This window comes from Moritella sp. Urea-trap-13, assembly GCF_002836355.1.
Lineage (GTDB): Bacteria > Pseudomonadota > Gammaproteobacteria > Enterobacterales > Moritellaceae > Moritella.
Window position 1 is genome coordinate 156,627 of sequence record NZ_PJCA01000037.1, and the last position, 24,140, is coordinate 180,766.

Here is a 24,140-nt window from a genome sequence, read left to right on the forward strand (position 1 = left end):
ATATATGAGTATGATTTATATCAGCACTCTATAACCAATGTATATGCATATGTTGAAGTTATGTAAGGATAGGCACTAACTGAATAGTTTTAGGTTAATAAAATTGACAATTACCCTTTAAAGGGCGTTATTGATACTGCTCTAACTGCTCTAACTGCTCTAACTGCTCTAACTGCTCTAACTGCTCTAACTGAAAAATCGTTCATGAAGACGCTGATAATAATAGACCTGATTAAGATATATCATCATTTTATGAGTATGGTCAGCTAATCAACATTGAGGTAAAGCTTTACTCTTAAATTTGGTGTGTCAGTTTGGTTTACCCCTAAATTATAAGGTTAAAAAAGTGATGTTCTTCTATATAGAGGAATGTAACTTTTTTATTTTAATCATGAAGATGTGAGTAACTGGTTGTTTAATCACTTAGCGAATAATTCACCTTTAATAGTAGTATCAAATAACGAACGATTTTTGATACTAAAATAACACGCCCTTATTGGTATCAAAAATATAGCTTTACTATTAATGATACCAATAATATAATGATACCTCATTAAGTGATACTAGTTAGGGATTAATAATGACAGGTCGCATATTTGCATATTGCAGGATCTCAACTTCAGAGCAAACTACAGCTAATCAAATTCTAGCAATTAGAAATGCTGGATATGAAATCTCAGATGACAGGGTGATTAGTGAAACGATTAGTGGCTCAATCCAAGCTTTTAAACGTGAACAGTTCAAGTTGTTAGTGGAACATAAATTAGAAGCTAATGATCAACTTATCGTTTTAAAATTAGATCGATTAGGTCGTGACAACATTGATGTTCAGCAAACTATCGAAAAGCTAACAAAGCGAGGAATAAAGGTTATAAGTTTAGATCTACCAATCAAAGACCTATCAAGTTCAGAGGGTAAATTGATGTTACAAATGTTCTCAGCTTTTGCCGAGTTCGAACGCAACCGAATTAGAGAAAGGACAAAAGACGGTTTGGAACGTGCTAAAAGTGAAGGAACAAAACTCGGTAGACCTAAAGGTTCATTAGCAACTACAACAAATGTTCAAGCCTGCAAACTTGAAGGGTTATCCCAATCACAAAGTGCTGAAAAACTTAGTATTGGTATTGCTACGATAAAGAGACATTGGAATAAATGACGTTTACTGATGTACGTTAATAATCACTTTTTGAATGAAAAATTGATATGAATAGACGATAAAAATCGATTTTATGATTAAAAAACTTACATTCTTCTATATAAGAAACATGATAATTTTTATTATTATGATTTTAATCATACATCCACATGATCATATTGATGGAATGTCTATAATTGGATATTGGGTGTGATTACACACTCTGTTATTAGAGGAGGGTTTCTAATTTCACATGAAAAATTAATTAATTAAATAAATAAATAAATAAAATTTCTGAAATTATTTGAAAATTAATTAATTAAAAAAATAAAATTTCTGAAATTATTTGAAAAACAATATCTGTGGTCAAATTCAGTCTAACCGACCTTATTCGGTCTAATCTTTCATTTTACATTCTATTTTTCGATTTAAAATTAAAAAAATCGAAAAATTTAAATCGAAAAATTTAAATCGAAAAATAATATCTGTGGTCAAATTCAGTCTAACCGATTCCAGAAGGTGATCTTGGCAATTCCTTCGAGAGGATTGCTACACGTTCAATGAAAGATAATATCTGTGGTCAAATTCAGTTTAACAGATTCCAGAAGGTGATCTTGGTAATTCCCTCGAGAGGATTACTACACGTTCAATGAAATATAATACCTTATTATAGCATAGTGACTTGATAATACTCAATTTATTAACACGTAATCTTACTAATTTTTCTCTATATCAACAGTGATAATTTCTATTTAGGGGGGCGGAATGTCGGATGTACGTTAATGGACTCTTTTTTAATGAAGGTTAATCCACCAGCCTCAAATCTGACCTCTAAATGAGAATGCTTCTATTCTTCTAATTTTAGATTTAGACGATAAAAATCGATTTTATGATTAAAAAACTTACATTCTTCTATATAAGAAACATGATATTTTATCATTAAATCACCTTTGGTATAAATATGTAATACAACCAATTCAACATACCAAAGGTGGTAAACATGAGCAAAACAATTACTAAAAAAACACAACTTAAATCGGTTCGTTTTCCACACTTAATTATTGAGGGTGTTGAAGAACAATTGAATGATTCACTATCGTTCACAGATTGGATTCAAGAAGCAGCAAAAGAGAAGTTGTTGAAAGATGACAATTATAATGTTGATGAAATGATGCAAGAACACAAACGTGCTAAACAGAGAGAAAAGTTTCTTTTAAATGAAGAAGCAAAAAACAAAAAGAAATTAATTAAAATTCAGAAAAAACAAGCTAAGTTAAACCTGTCATCTTAATTAGTAATTTCATTAATCCTTAAATTTTAATGGTGTTAAATGGATTAGCACCCTCCCCACTTTCAAAACCACCATTATCCCTCAATTAGCATCAAACCAATCAATATAACAAAAGGCTATAAACCAAAATTCTTTATTACCTTTTATTATAAAAAACCACCCATTATCCCTCAATTAGCATCAACTATTTTTCCTAACTTTTATAAATAAAATGCAATACAAAAACATATGCAATTACATAAATCTAAAAATAAAACAAACTAGGATGATTATTATGACAGATTATAAAGAACGCGAAGACTTAGAAAACAATGCAGCACCGATGGACTCTAATCTAGAAACTAAAGGCATCATTAACGAATTCATTTCTAAATTTTCTGATCTTGAATTAGAAAAGAAAGATATAAACTTAAGAATAAAAGATTTAAAACAGGATTTTATTGAGGAAGGGATTCCAGTCAATCTAGTTATCTCAATTTACAAGGAAGTTAAAAAAGAGAAAGTAGTAACTGATAGTGAGCGTTATGAAAGGGCGGCAATTAAAGAATGGATGCATGACTCTAAAGAGGTGGATGACGCATTATCAAAATTAGTTTAATGACTAATTAAACTATGTTCTTTTATATAGAATAATGTAATTTTTAATAACTAAAACAAGACTAAAGAGCTGATTTAAAATGTGATTGCTTGCAATTACATTATTAAAATGATCGGTTTGTTAAGTCACCATATACGTTTTGTACGTACAATTTAATATTTTACGTTTTGTATGTACAATTTAATCAAGGAACAATAAATCATGATAGCTATATCAATAAAGAAGAATATTCGATTCAAAATAGGGCTAATGGATTTAATCGATCAATATAGAGGAAATGAGTCCTTTTCTCGTTTTGTTAAAAATGCTGTAATAATGAGTATCAGAGCAAAAAAAATGATAGCTGAGAATGAGGAAAATGCCAATGCTAACCCAAATACAAACCAACTAAATTAAATGTTTAATTAAATAAAAATATAACTTCTTCTATATAAAGAAAGTAACTTATTTTATTCAATTAATTAATCAATCAATAACTATGTTTTAACAGATTGCTTATAGTTTATATATTTCAAGTGGGAACAGCGGAAACCGCCCACTTGAAACGTGCAAGGCACAAAGTTGAGACAATACGGGTGAACTCAAAGCAAAGCGACAGTGAACCCAAAAATCTATTTAGACAATTCTTCTGCTCTGTATCGCAACGTAGTTGCATGGTTATACGACTTTTGAATCTCGTTTACTGAATTCCCACACTGCTTGCTTATGCGATCTAAAGGTTCAGAGGTTTCAATTATTTTCTTAGTGATATAGGTGTGCCTAAATTGGTAAGGGGTAAACTCAACACTGAATATTTTCCATTTTTTTAAGTATCTTTGGACGTCTTTCAGATCTGCCGAAAAAATGTAACCATTTGACTTAGATTGAATAGCTGATTTAATGCCATCAAAACCGTGTAACTTGGCTAATGGTGACAAACAATCTTGAAAAATGTTTGATTTTTCAGAACCCTTAGAAATTAGTATCTTTCTACCCCCTCCACTTTTATTCTCAATTTTCCCGCTTGTTATATTGCAGTAGTAATCAAATACCGACTTGCTATTAACATCCATTTCTACAATATCGAAATCACACCATTTGATCGTAAAACACTCGTCACCAGCTCGTGTACCTGTAGCTAGTATAAACTCTAAGTAATATAGATAATTTTCTAGTTTTTTGAGCTTACCTAATGAAAACTTAGACGTTGCAGAATCGCTAAGGTTATCTTTATTGAGTTGTATAGCTTGTTTTAGCTCAGTGAAAATTAGGTTTATGTCTTGTGATGATAAGTCCAATCTTGCAGACTTTTTATTAAACATATCTTTCACACGTTTATTAAGTGTGGTGTCTGGTTTAGATGTTATTACACCCTCAGATACAGCTGCATTTAAAACATCCCTAACAACCGTCATGTAGTTATCAAACGTATCTTTTGATAACGCATTCACATTGTTTAATGTAAAAATTGCAAAATCTTCAAAGTCTTTCAACCTTAGTTCTGTTATTAGTTTGTTATGTAGGAAATGACAATTTTTTCTCAAATGGTTAATACGTTTATTTACAGCATTAAATTTCTGTTTAATCTGTTTCTTAATCTGAGATGTTACCTCTTGAGAATGTTGTTTATCTAAATGGTCTTTATGAATGATGAGTGGTGGTATTACTATCCGTTCAGCAAACTGAATAAATGTTTCACCTTGTTTAGAGATTAAATCGAACTCATTCATCACCTTGTAACGACTCCAAGCTTCTAGCGCTATTATTTTAGCTTGTTCAATATCAGGTGTTTTACAACTCTTGCGTTCATTAATAACTCCCCATAATGGATTATTAATTCGATATGAATAGTTGTTGGTATTGCTCTGTCTATATACTGAAAGCCCATCAAATAAGGTTATAGGCTTCTCTTTATACTGCTTATTCATCAGCTTTAGAAAGGGGTCTAAGAGGCTAGTATCATTAGATATGGTTTTTATATAATTACGCAGTTTTTCTGAATTTTCAGTAGACATAAAAAAACCCTCAAAACATAAAATATACATAGTATGCTTCGAAGGTTTTATGGTCAACTTTAAATGCTAATTAAATCAACGCTTAACCTAAGTTAAGACGAGGATTTAAATTTACATCATGCCGCCCATTCCACCCATACCGCCCATATCAGGCATAGCTGATGAGCCGCCTTCAACAGGTGCGTCTGCAATCATCGCTTCAGTTGTGATCATAAGACCAGCAACCGATGCTGCAAATTGTAGTGCAGAACGTGTTACTTTAGTTGGGTCAAGAATACCCATCTCAATCATGTCGCCGTATTCGCCAGTACCTGCGTTGTAACCGTAGCTACCTTCGCCTGCACGTACATTGTTAGCAACAACAGATGCTTCATCACCGGCATTTTGCACGATTTGACGAAGTGGTGCTTCCATTGCTTTTAGTGCAACTTTAATACCGACTGTTTGATCTTGATTTGCGCCTTCAAGACCTTGAACTGCAGCAGCAGCACGAACAAGTGCAACACCACCACCAGCAACAACGCCTTCTTCAACTGCTGCGCGCGTTGCGTGCAGAGCATCATCAACGCGGGCTTTTTTCTCTTTCATTTCGATTTCAGTTGCTGCGCCAACTTTAATTACCGCAACACCACCAGAAAGTTTAGCTACACGTTCTTGTAGTTTTTCTTTATCGTAATCTGAAGATGAATCTTCGATTTGCTTACGGATTTGCGCTACACGACCTTTGATCGTCGCATCGTCACCGATACCGTCAATGATAGTCGTTTCATCTTTAGTAATGATGATACGTTTAGCTTGGCCTAGTTCAGCAGTTGTTGCTTTCTCTAGTTCCATACCAATCTCTTCAGAGATAACTGTACCAGCCGTTAATACCGCAATATCTTGTAACATTGCTTTACGACGGTCACCGAAACCAGGTGCTTTAACAGCAGCAACTTTAACGATACCACGCATGTTGTTCACAACTAATGTTGCTAGCGCTTCGCCTTCAAGATCTTCAGCAATGATTAATAGTGGCTTAGATGCTTTCGCTACGCCTTCAAGTACTGGCAATAATTCACGGATGCTAGATACTTTTTTATCTACTAATAAGATAAACGGTGATTCTAATTCAACACTGCCCGTTTCTTGGTTAGTGATGAAGTAAGGAGATAGGTAACCACGGTCAAACTGCATACCTTCAACAACGTCTAGTTCGTCTTCTAGTGCTTGGCCATCTTCAACCGTAATAACACCTTCTTTACCAACGCGATCCATTGCTTCAGCAATGATTTTACCTACGCTTGCATCAGAGTTTGCCGAGATAGTACCAACTTGTTCAACCGCTTTGGTATCTAAACAAGGTACTGATAATTTTTTTAGTTCTACAACAGCTGCTTTAACCGCTTGGTCAATACCACGTTTCAGATCCATCGGGTTCATGCCCGCAGCAACCGCTTTCAGGCCTTCGTTCACAATTGCTTGTGCAAGTACTGTTGCAGTTGTTGTACCGTCACCAGCTGCGTCATTTGCTTGAGAAGCAACTTCCTTCAGCATTTGTGCGCCCATGTTTTCGAATTTGTCTTCTAGTTGGATTTCTTTCGCAACAGTAACACCATCTTTAGTGATAAGTGGTGCGCCGAAGCTTTTATCGATAACAACGTTACGGCCTTTAGGACCCAATGTTACTTTTACTGCGTTCGCTAGGATGTTTACGCCGTTAAGCATTTTATCACGTGCGTCTAAGCCGAATTTTACGTCTTTAGCCATCTTAAATTGTCCTTTTTAAAATCTATTAATTTGTTGGTTAGCTCTATAAGTTATAAATACTAAGATTTATTCAACTACTGCTAAAATATCGGCTTCGCTCATGATTAAAACTTCTTTGCCATCAATCTTTTCAGCTTTAACGCCATAACCTTCATTAAAAATAACTGTATCGCCAACGCTAACTGCTAAAGGACGTACTTCACCGCTATCAATTAAACGACCGTTACCAACGGCAATAACTTCACCGCGAGTAGATAATGACGCTGATGCACCAGTAAGTACGATACCGCCTGCTGATTTAGTTTCTTGCTCTTGGCGACGAACGATCACACGATCGTGTAGTGGACGAATTGTCATTTGAAGATCTCCTAAAGAATAGTGTTACGAATATCAATGGTCGATTATTTACCGACACCATGACTATGGGATAATATATCGGGGCAAGTGCTTTCCAACTCAAGGGAAAATTGAAAAATAGTTCCGAAATTCACGTCTTAGTTAGCGTTTTTAGATTGTTTCTGTAAATAGAAGTGTAAATGTCAGGTAAAAGTACAGCTCAATGCTTTTGGTTGACGAAGAAAAGGGTAAGATAGCCCGAATAAAATTTTGCTATATTTAGCAAATAATAGAATACAGCAAACAATAAAGTACAGTACATGAAGTACAGAACGCTGCATCAAATACAAACGCAATTTTAGGTAATAGTATTGAAAGATAAACACGGCCTGCTCTCCGCTCCCGTTTCTCAAGTAATGACAAAAATGGCCGTGCCTATGGGTTACGGTTTATTAGCCGTGCTTGGCTTTAGCTTAGTGGATACTTACTTTGTCAGCTTACTGGGTACACAGGCATTAGCCGCGATCAGTTTTACCTTCCCGGTTACCTTCTTTGTCTCAGCATTAGCCATGGGCTTAGGCACAGGTTTATCCGCTTGTTTAGCGCGTTTATTAGGTCAAGGCCAGCACCAAGATGCCGCGCGGTTAACCTCTGATGGTTTATTGTTAGCACTCACTACAGTACTAACGGTCGCGTTCATTGGCATTAACAGCATAGAACCGTTATTTAGACTGCTCGGTGCCAGCGATACCTTGATGGTTTATATCCAAGATTATATGTTCTACTGGTACCTCGCGATCCCCTTTTTAGTCATTCCTATGGTAGGCAATGCCGCCATCCGCGCCACCGGTGACACCAAAACTCCCAGCAGAGTCATGATAATAGCTGGTTTTATGAATGGCCTGCTCGACCCGTTATTAATTTTTGGACTTGGTCCGTTCCCTGAACTCGGCGTCAAAGGTGCTGCTATTGCGTCTGGTCTGTCGTGGTTAATAACCTTTGCGGTGGCGATCTATTTATTACGCTATCGTGAACAACTGCTGCTATTAACTAAACCAAATCTGACTAGCATGCTTAAAAATTGGCGTAAGATTGCCGCGATCGGTATGCCAGCCTCGTTAACCAATATGCTTAGCCCAGTAAACAATGCGTTTGTAATGTGGCAATTGGCGGCATTTAGCACCACAGCAGTGGCAGCTTATGGTGCAGGTACTCGCCTAGAAGCGATTTTATTAATAGGCATGATCGCCGTGAGTTCGATGCTCTCGCCTTTTATTGCTCAAAACTCGTCAGCGAATAAGCCACAACGTTGTTTAACAGCCATCAAGCTGGCGATCCGTTATGCATTAATATCACAACTGGCTATTTATCTGCTGATTGCTTTAACCGCCCCGTATATCGCTACTTTATTCAGTGATGATGTGGCTGTGATCAGCCACCTATCGTTATACCTATATATCATCCCAGCATCATTTGCGATGCAAGGTATTATGATGGCCGTCGCGTCGAGCCTAAACGGCTTTAATCGACCTATGTCAGCACTGAGTCTTAGCGTGCTGCGTTCACTGTTAATCATTAGCTTGTCGAGTATTGGCGGTTATTATGATGGTGAGAGAGGCATCTTCTTTGGTATCGCCAGTGCCAACGTATTAGTTGGTTTATTAGCCTTGTACTACGCCCAGCAATTACAACAGGAATTGCGTAATGACTTACATCCTAAGGCTGTGCCGACAACAGGGAAATAATCTACTCTCTAGATGACGATTCAAGACCAATAAACACAATTAACTAAATAGCCCCCTCGAAAGAGGGCTAAGTTAACCATTAAGACAGTTTGAATTTATTGACCAGTGCAGCCAACTGTTCATTTGCCGCAGCCAAGTTTTGGGTACTTTCTGTAGTTTCCTGTCCATTTGCTGTCAACTCCTGCACCATCCCCTGAATGGTATGCATGTTACGAGTGATCTCTTCGGTGACCGAGCTTTGCTCTTCTGATGCAGTCGCAATTTGCACACTCAGATCATTAATAACCACAATTGACTCGGTCATAATATCTAAGCTCTCTGCAACTCGTGAGGCATTGTCGGCAACCTGCTCACAGCTCTGCTTAGTCTCGTCCATCACATCAACAGCAATAGAAGCATCACGACGCAGTGTAGTCAACATGTCATTAATTTGAGCAGTGCTGTCTTGCGTACGAGCGGCAAGGGAGCGCACTTCATCCGCCACGACCGCAAAACCACGTCCCTGCTCACCAGCACGCGCTGCTTCAATAGCCGCATTAAGCGCAAGCAGATTGGTTTGATCGGCAATGCCGCCGATAACTTCTAGCACAGTAGCGATTTGCTGAGTATTATTATTCATAGTGTGAATACTGTCTGAGGCCGTTTCCATCTCAGTAACCAGTGCCATTACGCTGTTGGATGCTTCTGTCACGGTTATCTTAGAGGCCATACCCTCATCTGTCGCACTCTGAGTATTCGCTGCTGTCTGTACCGCATTTTGCGCCACGATATCAGCCGTCGTACTCATTTCTGTAATGGCAGTAACAGCAAGTTCGGTTTCTGCGGTATGGTTGTTTAGTGCCAGACTATTACGTTCTGATTGTGTATGAATCTGCTTAATACCGTCGGTAATATGTCCCGAAGCCTGTGAAATTTCCAACATCATAGACTGCAAATAACCGATAAAGGTGTTGACCGAATGGCTGATATCAGCCACTTCGTCATCAGACGTGATCACAAGGCGCGAAGTTAAATCAGCTTCGCCAGTAGACAGGGTATCGATACGTGTTTTTAGCACGACTAATTCTTTAACTATCTTGTTCACCACCCAAATAGATGCCAACACCGACAGCACAAATAACACGGCTGCAAAGCCGAGACTGCGAGAAACTTCGGCACCAAATATCGCTTTAGTTGCATCAGTTAAACTTTCTTGTATCGAAGTAACATCACTTTCGTAAGCCCCAGTACCAATAATCCAGCGCCACTCAGGCATGATTTTGCGTACGTAGGTGATCTTATTCTCCGTTTTATTGGTTGCTGGATTTTCGAATTCCACTAAAAAGAATGCGTCTGAATTACCGGACAGAGCAGATATTGCATCTCGGGTATTTTTCACAGTTTGACCAACTAGCGCGCTGTTAGTATGCGCAAGGATCTTACCTTTAGTATCTTGGATCCAAAAATATCCGTTTTTACCATACTTAGCCGCAACAATATTTTTAAGCGCTGTATCAATATTATCCTGTTTTAAGGTACTGATATATTCACCGGTGGCGACTACTATATTTAGCGGTTTAAAGTAAAATGATACTGATAATTTCTCTTCCACCGATCGTGTAACTGGGTTTGAAAAATAATAACTGCTAAAACCAACTTCACCTTTTCTTGCTGATTCCACGATATGTCTAGCGTAGAAAACACCTTTATTATCAGTGGCATCATAACTGCTGCGACCGATGATATTACGGTCTTCCCCGTTAGCCATATTAATAACGGTATCGGCATCATAGGCAAAGATATACCGACCATTACCCCATTGGTAATTATTGATAAAGGCAAAAATAGCCAACTTGGCTTCTTCCTGTGAATTACTCGCCTCATACATCTTAGTAATGGTCTGCTTAAACGTCGTGATCTCAGTGCGTAACTCCGCTTTTATATTCTCAACTTTAGACTGCTCGTAAAGGTCGGCAAGCGATAATGTGATGGTGTCAACTTGCCCCCGCAGATTGTTTTTGATTACACTTTCAACTTGAGTGCTGACATTTTGCTTTTCTGCTGCAAGCACTGACTTTTCAATATTCAACATACTGATAATAAAGAAGCTGCTCACCGCCAGTAATGCAACACACACGGTTGCGATTAATTTAATCTTAATAGTCATTTTCATTAGGGGTTCATTTCTCCAAAAACTAGCGTAATTTCAACGTCAATTATCGTAAGCAAGTGTCAATAACTGTCAGGTGGAAATTAACATAAAAACAATCTTGGTATAATAATTTTATGTTAAGTCGATCACAAACATTGACATAGATCATGACTCATTCACAACCTGCGTAATTTATACTCACGAATAAGAACAACCTCAAATACAACTTTCTTTAAAATCACCAAAAATAAATAAAAACCTTAAAATCAAAAGCTTAAATAAAACCAGTCCAGTGATTGGCCTATTTTCAACAATTAAATTACGCCACCAAGCTATTTAATTCTTTTGCCCAACTTACCCATTTACGACTTATGTTGCTCTAATCGTTATTCATTATTGCCAACCATGACAGCTCGAACTGCAGAATCAATTTCCCAACGAAAAGCCTGCCTAACAGTCTACATATTCAGCCAATTCATCAGTGTTAATGGATCTCCCCCTAAATACCAAATTTACACTACTAATATGCACTAATAATCCATCAAACCTGCTGTTTCTTAGGGCAAATAAAAATATATTTAGTATTTTTAAAACTTTGTTTACAAAGGTGATCCAAGCACGTTTTATCCACTAAAATACCACGTATTATCCGCTCATAAATTTTGTATTTCCCCTTTCGCATAGATCAAATAACAGAGCGTATTCATGACTGTATTAGCAACCGACTTCATTCAAGAAACCCGTTTAGAAACTGACTTATTAGGTGTTAAAAAAATTCCTACACAAGCGTATTACGGCATTCATACATTAAGAGCGATGGAAAACTTCCGCATCAGTAATGAAAAGATCGGCGACTGTCCTGAATTTGTACGTGGCATGGTAAAAACCAAAAAAGCAGCAGCATTAGCCAATGGTATTTTAGGCACTATTCCAGAAGACATTAGTGACGCGATCGTTAACGCTTGTGACACGCTGCTAGCTACCGACCATTTCTACAATCAATTTCCGGTTGATGCATTCCAAGGTGGTGCCGGTACATCGGTAAACATGAATACTAATGAAGTGATCGCCAATATCGCCTTAGAGAAAATGGGCCATGCTAAAGGTGCTTATAGCCACATCAACCCCAATGATCACGTCAATAAAAGCCAAAGTACCAACGATGCTTACCCAACCGGGTTCCGTGTGGCTTTGTTTGAACGCAGCAATGCGGTATTAACAGCATTAACCTCATTAAGCGAAACGTTCTTAACTAAATCACTCGAGTTTAACGACGTATTAAAAATGGGCCGTACCCAGTTACAAGACGCGGTACCGATGACTCTTGGTCAAGAATTCCGTGCTTTTGGTATTACCTTAAGAGAAGAAATAAAAAGCATCAAGCGTTGCCAAGAATTACTGCTTGAGGTTAACTTAGGCGCAACCGCTATTGGCACAGGTTTAAATACCCCTATCGGTTATTCAGAACTGGCGATTGCTAAGCTAGCTGAGATTACTGGTCATGCATTTGTACCTGCTGAAGATTTAGTCGAAGCAACCTCTGACTGTGGTGCTTATGTGATGTTGTCGAGTGGATTAAAACGCTTAGCAGTAAAACTATCTAAAATTTGTAACGATTTACGCCTACTTTCTTCTGGTCCTCGTACTGGTTTAAATGAAATTAACCTACCAGAAATGCAAGCTGGTTCATCAATTATGCCAGCAAAAGTGAACCCGGTGATCCCAGAAGTAGTGAACCAAGTGGCATTTAAAGTATGTGGTAACGATTTAACCATCACCATGGCTGCTGAAGCAGGACAATTACAATTGAATGTAATGGAGCCTGTGATTGGTCAATGCCTATTTGAATCATTATCGTTATTAGAAAATGCGTGTTTCACGCTACAAGATAAATGTGTTAAAGGCATTACGGCTAATCGCAAGGTATGCCAAGATTTTGTCTTAAACTCGATCGGTATTATCACTTATCTAAATCCATTTATTGGTCATCATGAAGGTGATGTTATCGGTAAAATCTGTGCTGAAACAGGTAAGAATGTACGTGAAGTGGTGCTAGAGCGTGGTTTATTGTCTGCGGAAGAGTTAGACGAGATCTTCTCTATCGAAAACTTAATGAATCCAAAATACACAGCACAACGTTTCGCTAAAGCAGTTTAATTAAAGCGAATTAATATTTTTATATCTAAGGCATAAGTTAAGACATAAGTTAACTGCTTAAACAAAATCCCTGTTACTGCTATAAACAGTAACGGGGATTTTTTTATGCCTTCAACGGCTTTATAGCTAAGCCACGACAGTCGTCACTGCAAATGCCCTTTTACGACTCATCAACACAAAAATTGCTGGTACAAAGTAAAACGATAATAACGTCGTTAATACCGTGCCACCAGCGATAGCAATGGCAAATGGCGGCCAGAAACCACCACCCGCTAAGATTAACGGTAAGAAACCACCAACCGTAGTAATAGTCGTTGACGAGATATGCCGTGTACAACTGGTAATGGCATTGATGATCGCATCGCTATCACCGGCAACGGCTTTTGGATCTGATTTTAACTCAGCCAAAATAACAATCGCGGCATTAATCGCTAACCCCATCAGCCCTAACAAGCCAATGATCACGGTAAAGCCAAATGGATAATTAAATACGTAAACGCTAAGTAATCCTAAACCCACAGATTGGATAGCTGATAATACAATCACCCCACCCAAGCGGAACGAATTGAATGACAGCACCACGATAATAATCAATAACATCACGATCACGCCAACACTGGCTAACAAGTTGCCCACAGCGTCATTACGCTTCGCCGATTCACCACCAAATTCCATTCGATAACCCGGTGGCAATACAAAGTTTTCACTGGCTAAGCGCGCAGAAAAATCATTCAACACCGTAGAGGGTAATACCCCTGCGACTAAATAACCTTCAACCGTGTTAACCCGCACCCCATTCCAATGCGGAATAGCACCACGACTTGGGCTTAAAGCTAACTCTGTTAATGCCACCAGCGGAATATTACCTTGTGACTGTGGTGAACTCAGGCTGATATCGGCTAAGTCAGACAAACTACTGCGCTGTTCATTGGCAATACGTACCCGAACCGGAATTGATTCCGTGGCTTCGATAATCGAACCATTCACCGTACCGTGTAAGGTAGATTGTAATTGAGTCGCCACATCCGTCAGGGTTAGACCGGCCAATTGACTGACATCTTCGTTAATCTTCAGCCATATTTTCGGTAACCCAGGTTGGATAGTAGCCCGTGTATGAATGACATTTTCGGTGCCAATTAAGATGCGCCTAGCCTCGTCACCTAAGGTTTTCAAGGTATCGAGATTAGGACCAAACAAACGCAATTCAATAGGTGCTCGAAACGGAGGTCCCTGCTCTAATTTACGCACTAATATCTGCGCTTCAGGGATCGCATTATCGAGTAAGATTTGTAATGACGGAACTAACGCATTAACTTGCTGAAAGCTATCACCGGTGACCATAGCTTGGGCGTAATACTGGGCGCCATCTTTACTCGGCATCAAGTTATAGTAAAAAGACGGGGCATTGTTACCAATAAACCAACGTACTTTACTGATCCCTTGTTGCTGCGCCAGTAAATCACTGATGGTTTTCGTCATGGCTTCGGTAGCGATAATACTGGTTTGCACTGGCATGAATAACTCGATATGAAACATGTCGCGATCCGAGGCCGGAAAGAACTGTTCATCCAAATGCTTGGCTAACATAAACCCGCTTAAAGGTAAGATAAATACCAAGGCAATACTCAATTTAGGTCTAGCTAATACCAATACCAAGGATTGGCGAAAAGCCTTGGCTAAACCCGCTAATTCAATACCATTGTTATACCAAGTCATTGGTCGTGCTGATTCACCTTCCGCATGACCAGTCAGAAATTGTCCCGACAGACCGGCAACGATAGTATGCGACACTAAATATGAGCCAATTAATGCAAAGATAACGCTTAAGGCAATACCACTAACAAATTCACCCGATGGACCCGGCATCATCACAATAGGCATAAAGGCCAATATAGTGGTTAGCGTCGAGCCTAATAACGGCAGCCATAAATGCTTGATCGCACCTTGCACCGCAACGCTGGCAGTGAATCCCTGTTGGCGACGTTTTTGGATGGTATCCGCCATCACAATGGCGTTATCCACCATGATCCCCAATGCCACCACTAATCCCGTTACCGACATTTGATGAATTGGTAAGCCGTAATAGTTCATCACGGTTAAGGTAAACAATACCGTTAATGGTAAGGATAAGGTGACGATTAATGCTGCGCGCCAACCTAAGGTCACGAATAACACCACTGCGATCAACGAGAAGCCAATCAAGATGTTTTCCACCAATCCTTGCAGCCGGTCTTCGGTGTACTGAGATTGGTCAAACAATACTTCGGTGGTTAATGACGCAGGCAATTGCAGGTTAAAGCCAGCAACTACTTCATCCACTTCAGCACTCCACTTATCAATCCGTAAATTAGGCAACATACGCGTGGATACCACGACTGCATATTGGCCATCAACTAACGCTATCTCTTGCGCTGGCCACTGTAGTTTTTTACTTATCTGGGCAATATCACCTAAGCGCACCACACCACCGTTACTGTCATTAAGTAACGGGATCTGACGGATCCTATCTACCGAGTTAAACGATCCAGCCACTTCGATCTGCATTTGGTTATAATCATTAATGATATTACCTGCAGACACTTTGGCATCCGCGGCTAAAATAATGTTGGAAATAGCTTGAGTAGATAACGACAAATTCGCCGCTAAATGTTTATCTATTTCCACCAATATTTGTTCTTCACCACGACCAAATAAACTGACAATGTCGGTACCGGCGATCACCTTTAATTGGTTTTGTAATTCTTTGCCATAACGACCCAGCGTGGTTAAATCAACCTTGCTATCACCCTGCCATTTAACTGCAATCAACTGGGTATAAGCATAACCACGGTCATCCTCTAATCGCGGTGCAACAGCCGCTGGCGGTAATTCGCTGGTCACATCATTAAGTAGATCTCGTACCCGTGACCACACAGGTACAGTATCTGTAATAGTATCGTGTAACTTCAATTGTACGATGGAGATACCCGGTCTTGACGTAGAGGTAATACGTTTAATATCAGCTAGTTTACGTAACTTCTGTTCTATTTTCTCGGTAACTAAAGCTTCGACACGTTCCGCACTGGCGCCCGGCAAGACCGTTAACACGCTGGCGATCCGATTAGTGATCCTTGGATCTTCCGTGCGTGGCAATGTCGCCAACGAACCAAGACCAGCCACAATTAACAGGATAATCAGCAGTGCCATTAGCCGGTTATTTTCTGTAAACGCCTTGATCATATTTTATGCTCCGCAGTCGCTGTATCCACAGCTTTATTAGCAAAGGCTTGCTGATGACTCAGAGTGACGACCTGCCCCGGAACAAAACGATGAATGCCCGCATTGACATAGGCTTGATTGTTTTTCAGATCACCTTGTACATATGCCGCAGTCTCAGTGGCATGCAATACCGTCACCGTGGTGCTTTTCAGTTGGAATAACGCTGGGGATTGTTGAGGATCAAGATCGCGTTGGGCGACGTCTTGATCTAAGGTATAGATATTCCACATACCGCGCACACCATCGGTGATCGCGCTTAACGGTACCCAATAACCCGACTGCTGATACGCTTGAGACAAGGTAAGGTAAGCCAATTGGCCATTATAAACCGGGCTGTTATCCGCGATTGAAAAACGTAAACTAATGGTACGTGTAACGCTGTTAACCTCATTACCCATGCTCAGCAATGTCGCGTTATAGTTAATACCAGCGATCTGAAGTTGATGTGCCTTACCCTTTAACTGTTTGATGAAACTAGCAGGGACACCAACGATAACCTCTGATGTGCCCGTTTGTAATAATCGAAAAGCCGTAGTACCCGCGGCAATCACTTCACCTTGAGCAATTTGACGACTACTAACAATACCAGCAAACGGCGCTAATAGTTTTGATTTATCAATACGGTACTGACTGGCTTCTAATGCCGACAAGGTACTGCGAATATTGGCCGCAATAACACGTTTTTGCGACGACAACTCATCAATTTTTTGTTCTGAGGTAAAACCACGCTCACTCAACGAACTTAAACGGGTTAAATTTGCTTGGATCAAATCAAACTCGGCTTGGCCTTGCTGTAATTGCGCTTCCAACTGGTTACGTTCGATTAATAACAACTGGGTATTAAGCTCTGCCAGTAATTGCCCTTTCTCAACTTGTTGGCCTTCAATCACATGCAGGGTTTTAATAATGCCCGCAAATTCAAAACCCAAGTTGGCATCTTGTTGAGCAATCACCTTGCCGACAAACTTATTTTCAACCTGATAGCTATCTTGCTGAGTTAATTGCTCACTACTTGCTTGTAAATAATGTGATGGTTGCGGCGTTTCATCCGCAACAACCTTACTGCATGCTTGCAATCCGATCATCATTAGCACTACACTTGACCATTGTGCTGCTTTAGCATACGAACCTATTAGGTAACTCTTTATAATCATAGTGAATATTCCTTTCTTGCGTGCTATCCAACGCAACCCTTCCGTTTCGACCTTTTATAAACTAGACTCACTAGTCTAGCTACAAAAACAGTTAAATCAAACTAGACCGTACAGTCTACTTTAGTTGTATTAACACATATATAACATTTATTAGCAAGGCTGTATGTTCAAACTACCAGCGGTATAAGTGATATGAACAAACCAAGAGCAAAGAGTGAAGTAAAGCGTAATCAAATACTGGATGCGGCAACACTGCAGTTTACTCAGCATGGGTACGCAGCAACGAGCATGGAATTGATTGCTAAATTAGCTGGGGTTTCTAAGCAAACCGTGTACAGCCACTTTGGTAATAAAGATGAATTATTTATTACCGCGATCAGCTATAAGTGTGAACAATTGGGCGTAACAGAACTGTTACCCGAGAATTTAGGCCCGGTTGAATCGACCTTGACGTTATTCGCACAGCGCTTTTTTACCATGATCACATCAACAGATTCCATGGCGGTACATCGCACTTGCGCTGCAGAATGTCTTGCCCATCCGCATTTATCACGGTTATTTTTTGAAGCGGGTCCGCTGTTTGTGATCGACAAATTAGCCCATTGTTTGGCCGAGTATCATCGCCGCGGCGAACTGGATATCGAAGACTGCCGTGAAGCGGCAATTCAATTACTGGCGATCATCAAAGGTGAGCAGTGGACACGATTAGAATTTAATATTGAAGAGTCGTTAACAGAGCAGGAAATTAACCATTATTTACAACGTTCTGTGCGCCTATTTGTACGTGGCTATCAAAGTTTAGGTTAAAGGTTAAAGGTTAAAGTTTAAATTTAAACTTTTAGTAAAAAGCAAAGTAATCAGGGTTATGCTGAACATAACCCTGATTACTAGCTTTATATAGCGCTATTCACTCGTATTAAGCGTGGCACTAAACCAATCCAGTTTACTGGCCAACTGCGTTACCCCACCAATAATAATCAATGACGGGCTTTCAGCTTGGGCGGCAAGATCGCTAAGATCTTTTAATGATCCTCGCAATGTACGTTGCTGTTTACTGGTGCCTTTCTCGACAATGGCCACTGGCATATCAGCATCCATACCGTGTTCGATAAGATTGCTCGCAATACCACTGCTTTGGGTTAAGCCCATATAAAACACCAGTGTATGCGTGGCTTTACCAAGTAATGGCCAATCTAGCTGATGGGCATCATCTTTTAAATGTCCGGTAATAAACTGCACACCTTGAGTATAATCTCTATGTGTCAGCGGGATCCCTGCGTATGCAGCACAGCCTGACGCGGCCGTGATACCCGGTACTACTTCAAAAGGAATGTTAAACGGTAATAAGGCTTCGAGTTCTTCACCACCACGACCAAAGATAAATGGATCACCGCCTTTAAGCCGGATCACTTGTTTACCTTGCAAGGCTAATTTTACCAGCAGATCGTTAATCCCACTTTGTGGGACACAATGGTAACCCGCTTGCTTGCCGACAAAAAAACATTCCGCATCGGGATGGATTAACGCGATAATCTCATCTGACACCAAGCGGTCGTGTACAACCACTTCAGCTTGCTGCAATAAGCGTAATGCTTTAACGGTTAATAAGTCTGGGTCACCAGGGCCCGAACCTACCAAAATCACTTTCCCTGTATGACTTACGGCCTGTAGCTCATTTACTGCTGTTGGTATTGTTTGTCCGGTCATTCTATATCCTTAGCTACTACGCCAGCCATCACGACTAGCAACTATTTATAGTGCTTTTGCTCACTGCTTTATATATCTAATAAATACCATAGCTAGGTAAAGCTTACCAATAGCGGAGTAGTATAAGTTATACCAAGCGAAGCAAGATCAAAAAAGGCGCGATCTTTCGACCGCGCCTTTTGGTAGTTATTTGTTTATCGATTATTAATTAAGCTTGTTATCATCTCGGTTTACTTCAACAAAATCACCTTCGATAGCACCGTCATTTTTAGCTTTACTATCAGCACCAGGCTGTTGCTGAAATGGTGACGACTGTGAAGTATGGGTCGATGATTGTGATGAATAGCTAAAGCCTTGCGCGCCACCAGTAAATGTCGACTGTGGAATAATACGATCTTTATATTGGGCGATAATCGCTTTAGCTAAACGACCACGAATTTGTGGTGTTAATACTAACAAACCTAACGCATCAGTGACAAAACCAGGGGTAACCAGTAATACACCACACACAAGTAGCATAATACCTTCAACAATTTCTTGTCCCGGCGCTTCGCCTGCGGCTAAGCGTGCTTGTAATTTTTGCACCGTTTGTACGCCCTGGCTACGCACCAAATACGAACCAGCAAACGCGGTTAAAATAATAATACCAATAGTCAGTTCTGCACCTAATAACGAGCCTATCGACATTAGTACATACACTTCAATTAATGTCATCGCAGTAAACAGGAAAAATAAACGACCTAACACATTAACCTCTCAAAATATTGTCAAAAAAATCCGTAAAAAACGGTTATGATATAAAGTAACATAAGGGCATTAGCCCCATTTTCAAGCTCTCGCCTTATAAATAGTCCATAATACTAACTGGCAGACAGTGTAATTAAGACAACTAAAACACCATAAAGTTGGAAAAAATGAAACTAAAATCGATTCTATTATTAGCCAGTAGCCTGGTACTGCAAAGCACAATACCCGTATTAGCCAATAATAATTTTAGTCTATTCGCCAATAAACAACAAAGCGCACCAGCATTCTTGCCTGTCGAAGCAGCGTTTGTATTTTCGCAACTACAGCAAGGCCAGCAGCTTAATGTGTTCTGGCAAATTAGCGATGGTTATTATTTATATAAGAATAAATTGCGTGTCACTATCAATGGTAATGAATACACTATCCAAGGCTTGCCTAAAGGTAAAGACTATCATGATGAGTATTTTGGCGATGTCGAAATATTTCAGTACGAGTTGCAGTTGTCAGTACCCATTGCAGATTTGGCACCTAAGAGTGAAGTCACTATTCATTATCAAGGTTGCGCGGTGGCAGGATTATGTTATCCACCAATGACAAAAACATTTATTAGCCAATAGTTAATTTACTCAAACACAACCCTGTATCAATGAGACATTCATACAGGGTTGCAGAACCTAGATATGTTTACTACGCACCAACACGAATACCGGTACCACCGCAATCGCCATCAAGATAAAAATATTTTCTTTTAGCTCAGGATAAAATAACCCCGATAGAAATGTCAGCAACGCAATCGCTAAACTAAACGGGATCGCCGCATAAATTGCTTGTACCGTCATGGTATCTTCATCTGCTACATTTTCGGCGATATAACGCATTGCCGCTAAGTGAGCGATACCAAACGTCACACCGTGTAATAATTGCGACAACATAATCACACTCACATCCGTCGCATAACTTAACGTTAACCAACGTAAAATACTGCCTAATGCAGCAATAACAAACATGGTTGCCATGCTAGTATTGGCAAATAATCGTCGGCCAATTGCCAAAAAGAAAATCTCACCGACAACCCCCACACTCCAGAAGTAACCGATATAGGTTTCACTAATACCAATGTCCTGCCAATACACAGCGCCAAAACCATAATAAGCAGCATGGGCACCTTGCAATAACGCAGTAATTAACAAAAATGGCCAAAAGCTTGGGCGACTTAAAATAGTCAGAAATCCGCTACTGATTTTACTGCTTGCCATCGTATCTTGCGGCATATTACGCGCTGGGGTCACCGTTAATAACAGCAGTCCCGCTAAGCCGATAATAATCGCTAATAAAATGACTTTATGATCAAACGATTCAACTAATAGCCCAGTCGCGGCACTGGCTAACATGAATCCGATCGATCCCCATAATCGGGTCTTACCGTAGTCCATATTATTATAACGAACCAGCTTAGCCGCCATCGCTTCACCAAGCGCCATTAGCGGTGAAAATACAAAGTTAGTCAGCACCACCAGTAAAAAAACCACATACACATTACTGGTCAAGTAGAATCCGGCAAAGGTGATCATACTGGTTAATGTTAAACGTCGCATCGCCTGTAATAATGACACTGTGGTGGTCAAATTACGGGTTAACAATAACGCCCCAGCAGAACGAGCAACTAAAGCAAATGCCAGCATAGTACCGATCATTTCAGTCGATGTACCCTCGCCTTTTAACCATAGCGCCCAAAACGGCAGCAAAACCCCATAAACACCAAAGAAGCCAATATAATAAAATCCCATCCATATTGATGATGGCAGTGCAAAGCCCATATTTAATCCCTAAATAATGAAATATCAGTCCAATAATGAGCGACATTCTACGCACTTAGTAATAGACATGCGCTATTTATCCATAAAATATTATGATGACCTAGCCGCTGTTTCATCAAAATAAACTGCGTATTAAAGCAAAACCGTCACAAAAAACTATCATTAATACTAAAGTCGTATTGCTAGATATTAGCGACCATGGCATTTTTATTCACAGCAGATGTAAACATAACTCTCGATTAAACATGCTTACATCCAGATGTGGACAAGGAATTAAATACTATTAAGGAAGAATAATGAGCGACACTAAACTATATCCGGTACCTGCAGAATTTGCGCAAAACAGTTTATTAAATGACAGTGCTTATCAAGCAATGTACAAGCATTCAATTTCCAATCCGGAAGCATTTTGGGGTGAACAAGGCCACATCGTTGATTGGATAAAACCTTATAGCCAAGTTAAAAGCACCAGTTTCCAACCTGGTAGTGTCGACATTAAATGGTTCCAAGACGGTAAACTCAATGTGTCAGCCAACTGTCTTGACCGTCACTTAAAAGATAACGCCAACAAAACCGCTATTATTTGGGAAGGCGATAACCCTGAAGATTCTGAAAAGTTAACTTATCAAGACGTTTATGAACAAGTCTGCCAATTTTCCAATGCTTTAAAAGCTCAAGGCATTAAAAAAGGCGACGTAGTTTGCTTATATATGCCTATGGTGCCAGAAGCGGCTATCGCTATGCTTGCTTGTACGCGTATTGGTGCAGTTCACACAATTGTATTTGCCGGTTTCTCCGCTGAAGCACTGGCTGACCGTATTGATAACTGTGGCGCTAAATTAGTCATCACTGCCGATGAAGGTGTACGTGCTGGCCGAATTACCCGTCTTAAAGATTGCGTTGATACCGCGTTAGCTAAACCACAAGTGACCAGCGTTAACAATGTCATTGTCTTTGCCCGTACTAAAGCAGACATCGCTTGGCATGAAGGCCGTGACCTTTGGTGGCATGATGTCGTTAAAGACCAACCGCGTGAATGTGCTCCTGAAGCAATGAATGCCGAAGACCCATTATTCATCCTCTATACTTCAGGCTCAACGGGTAAACCCAAAGGTGTATTACACACTACAGGTGGTTACCTTGTGTATGCCACGATGACCTTTAAATATGTCTTTGATCATCAAGACACTGACGTATTCTGGTGTACTGCCGATGTTGGTTGGATCACAGGTCACAGCTATTTAGTTTATGGACCACTGGCCAACGCCGCAACAACGGTATTGTTCGAAGGTGTGCCAAATTACCCTGATACTGCCCGTATGAGCCAAGTGGTAGATAAGCATCAAGTGACAACACTCTATACCGCACCAACAGCTATTCGCGCATTAATGGCCAAAGGTGACGATGCTATTAAAGGTACTAAACGTACCTCATTGCGCTTAATGGGCTCAGTGGGCGAACCAATTAACCCTGAAGCATGGCAGTGGTATTACAATACCATCGGCAATGCATCAACACCGATTGTCGATACTTGGTGGCAGACAGAAACAGGTGGCATCTTAATTACCCCATTACCTGGCGCGACCAGCCTTAAACCCGGCTCTGCAACACGTCCATTCTTTGGTGTGAGTCCGGCGCTGGTTGATAATGAAGGTAAAATATTAGATGGCGAGAATGAAGGTAACTTAGTTATTCTAGATTCTTGGCCTGGACAAATGCGTGGTATTTACGGTGATGAAAGCCGTTTCGAAGAAGCCTATTTCTCAACATTCCCGAACATGTACTGTACTGGCGATGGCGCCAAACGTGATGCCGACGGTTATTACTGGATCACCGGGCGTGTCGATGATGTACTGAATGTATCAGGTCACCGTATGGGGACAGCTGAGATTGAAAGTGCCTTAGTATCCCACAGTAAAATTGCCGAAGCAGCCGTTGTCGGCGTTCCCCACGATATTAAAGGCCAAGGTATTTATGCCTACGTGACCTTGAATGCCGGTGAAGAACCAGATGAAGCGCTACTTGCAGAAGTGAAACAATGGGTTCGTAGTGAGATTGGCGCGATTGCGACACCAGATACCTTGCACTGGACCCAAGCGTTACCAAAAACCCGTTCAGGTAAGATCATGCGTCGTATCCTACGTAAGGTCGCTACCGATGACACAGATTCGTTAGGTGATACCTCAACACTGGCAGACCCAAGTGTGGTTGATACCTTAATCGCCGAGAAGCAAGAAGCTTGAAATAAAACACGCTAGTGGGCGATTGTCCGCTATCGTTTGATTAACCTTTTATCGGTGTAACTTTCGCCTTAGTTACAT

General features: G+C 40.1%; 18 protein-coding genes. 9 read left to right on the forward strand and 9 right to left on the reverse strand.

What is annotated here, in order from left to right; genetic code table 11:
• Window positions 1–580 precede the first annotated feature (580 nt).
• The 4 genes from CXF93_RS17655 to CXF93_RS17670 all read left to right on the forward strand — a co-directional run bounded on the left by CXF93_RS17655 (window position 581) and on the right by CXF93_RS17670 (window position 3,420).
• Window positions 581–1,156 (forward strand): recombinase family protein, encoded by a 576-nt coding sequence (locus CXF93_RS17655; protein WP_101063837.1) that lies wholly within the window; start codon window positions 581–583, stop codon window positions 1,154–1,156.
• Between the two features lie 979 nt (window positions 1,157–2,135).
• Window positions 2,136–2,426, forward strand: coding sequence for a hypothetical protein (locus CXF93_RS17660; RefSeq protein ID WP_101063838.1), 291 nt, complete (start codon window positions 2,136–2,138; stop codon window positions 2,424–2,426).
• Window positions 2,427–2,700: 274 nt separating this feature from the next.
• Window positions 2,701–3,024, forward strand: a complete 324-nt coding sequence (locus tag CXF93_RS17665) for a hypothetical protein (RefSeq protein ID WP_101063839.1) — start codon at window positions 2,701–2,703, stop codon at window positions 3,022–3,024.
• A 201-nt stretch (window positions 3,025–3,225) separates the two neighbouring features.
• Entirely contained in the window at window positions 3,226–3,420 is a 195-nt protein-coding gene (locus tag CXF93_RS17670) for a hypothetical protein (protein ID WP_101063840.1), read from the forward strand.
• A gap of 215 nt (window positions 3,421–3,635) precedes the next feature.
• Here CXF93_RS17670 and CXF93_RS17675 read toward each other — a convergent pair whose 3' ends face one another.
• The 3 genes from CXF93_RS17675 to CXF93_RS17685 all read right to left on the reverse strand — a co-directional run bounded on the left by CXF93_RS17675 (window position 3,636) and on the right by CXF93_RS17685 (window position 7,124).
• Window positions 3,636–5,018, reverse strand: a complete 1,383-nt coding sequence (locus CXF93_RS17675; RefSeq protein WP_101063841.1) for a phage integrase SAM-like domain-containing protein — start codon at window positions 5,016–5,018, stop codon at window positions 3,636–3,638.
• A 111-nt stretch (window positions 5,019–5,129) separates the two neighbouring features.
• Window positions 5,130–6,767: a chaperonin GroEL gene (groL, locus tag CXF93_RS17680; protein ID WP_101063842.1), complete on the reverse strand. Its 1,638-nt coding sequence runs from the start codon at window positions 6,765–6,767 to the stop codon at window positions 5,130–5,132.
• A 66-nt stretch (window positions 6,768–6,833) separates the two neighbouring features.
• Window positions 6,834–7,124 (reverse strand): co-chaperone GroES, encoded by a 291-nt coding sequence (locus CXF93_RS17685; protein WP_101063843.1) that lies wholly within the window; start codon window positions 7,122–7,124, stop codon window positions 6,834–6,836.
• Between the two features lie 350 nt (window positions 7,125–7,474).
• On the opposite strand from CXF93_RS17685, the gene CXF93_RS17690 reads away from it, so the two are divergent.
• On the forward strand, window positions 7,475–8,848 hold the full coding sequence (locus tag CXF93_RS17690; protein WP_232784250.1) for an MATE family efflux transporter: 1,374 nt from the start codon (window positions 7,475–7,477) through the stop codon (window positions 8,846–8,848).
• A gap of 79 nt (window positions 8,849–8,927) precedes the next feature.
• Here CXF93_RS17690 and CXF93_RS17695 read toward each other — a convergent pair whose 3' ends face one another.
• Window positions 8,928–11,000 (reverse strand): methyl-accepting chemotaxis protein, encoded by a 2,073-nt coding sequence (locus CXF93_RS17695; protein WP_101063845.1) that lies wholly within the window; start codon window positions 10,998–11,000, stop codon window positions 8,928–8,930.
• 684 nt (window positions 11,001–11,684) lie between these two features.
• On the opposite strand from CXF93_RS17695, the gene aspA reads away from it, so the two are divergent.
• Complete coding sequence (aspA, locus tag CXF93_RS17700; protein WP_101063846.1) at window positions 11,685–13,136, forward strand: aspartate ammonia-lyase; 1,452 nt, start codon at window positions 11,685–11,687, stop codon at window positions 13,134–13,136.
• A 126-nt stretch (window positions 13,137–13,262) separates the two neighbouring features.
• Here aspA and CXF93_RS17705 read toward each other — a convergent pair whose 3' ends face one another.
• Both CXF93_RS17705 and CXF93_RS17710 read right to left on the reverse strand, forming a co-directional pair.
• A complete protein-coding gene (locus CXF93_RS17705; RefSeq protein WP_101063847.1) occupies window positions 13,263–16,355 on the reverse strand; it encodes an efflux RND transporter permease subunit in 3,093 nt (1,030 codons plus the stop codon).
• The gene (locus CXF93_RS17710; protein WP_101063848.1) at window positions 16,352–17,548 is read right to left on the reverse strand and encodes an efflux RND transporter periplasmic adaptor subunit; all 1,197 of its coding nucleotides are present in this window, start codon (window positions 17,546–17,548) and stop codon (window positions 16,352–16,354) included. Before CXF93_RS17710 ends, CXF93_RS17705 begins: the two co-directional genes overlap by 4 nt.
• Window positions 17,549–17,740: 192 nt before the next feature.
• On the opposite strand from CXF93_RS17710, the gene CXF93_RS17715 reads away from it, so the two are divergent.
• Window positions 17,741–18,355, forward strand: coding sequence for a TetR/AcrR family transcriptional regulator (locus CXF93_RS17715; protein ID WP_101063849.1), 615 nt, complete (start codon window positions 17,741–17,743; stop codon window positions 18,353–18,355).
• Between the two features lie 96 nt (window positions 18,356–18,451).
• Here CXF93_RS17715 and cobA read toward each other — a convergent pair whose 3' ends face one another.
• A complete protein-coding gene (gene cobA / locus CXF93_RS17720) occupies window positions 18,452–19,255 on the reverse strand; it encodes a uroporphyrinogen-III C-methyltransferase (RefSeq protein WP_101063850.1) in 804 nt (267 codons plus the stop codon).
• Window positions 19,256–19,459: 204 nt separating this feature from the next.
• Window positions 19,460–20,002, reverse strand: a complete 543-nt coding sequence (locus CXF93_RS17725; RefSeq protein WP_101063851.1) for an FxsA family protein — start codon at window positions 20,000–20,002, stop codon at window positions 19,460–19,462.
• Window positions 20,003–20,169: 167 nt separating this feature from the next.
• Between CXF93_RS17725 and CXF93_RS17730 the strand changes: the two genes are divergently transcribed.
• Window positions 20,170–20,619 carry a protein-disulfide reductase DsbD domain-containing protein gene (locus CXF93_RS17730; RefSeq protein WP_101063852.1) on the forward strand — a complete coding sequence of 150 codons (450 nt, stop codon included), beginning with the start codon at window positions 20,170–20,172 and terminating at the stop codon, window positions 20,617–20,619.
• Between the two features lie 57 nt (window positions 20,620–20,676).
• Here CXF93_RS17730 and CXF93_RS17735 read toward each other — a convergent pair whose 3' ends face one another.
• On the reverse strand, window positions 20,677–21,819 hold the full coding sequence (locus CXF93_RS17735) for a 3-phenylpropionate MFS transporter (protein ID WP_101063853.1): 1,143 nt from the start codon (window positions 21,817–21,819) through the stop codon (window positions 20,677–20,679).
• Window positions 21,820–22,115: 296 nt separating this feature from the next.
• Between CXF93_RS17735 and acs the strand changes: the two genes are divergently transcribed.
• Window positions 22,116–24,062, forward strand: coding sequence for an acetate--CoA ligase (gene acs, locus CXF93_RS17740; RefSeq protein ID WP_101063854.1), 1,947 nt, complete (start codon window positions 22,116–22,118; stop codon window positions 24,060–24,062).
• The last annotated feature ends 78 nt before the right edge of the window (window positions 24,063–24,140 follow it).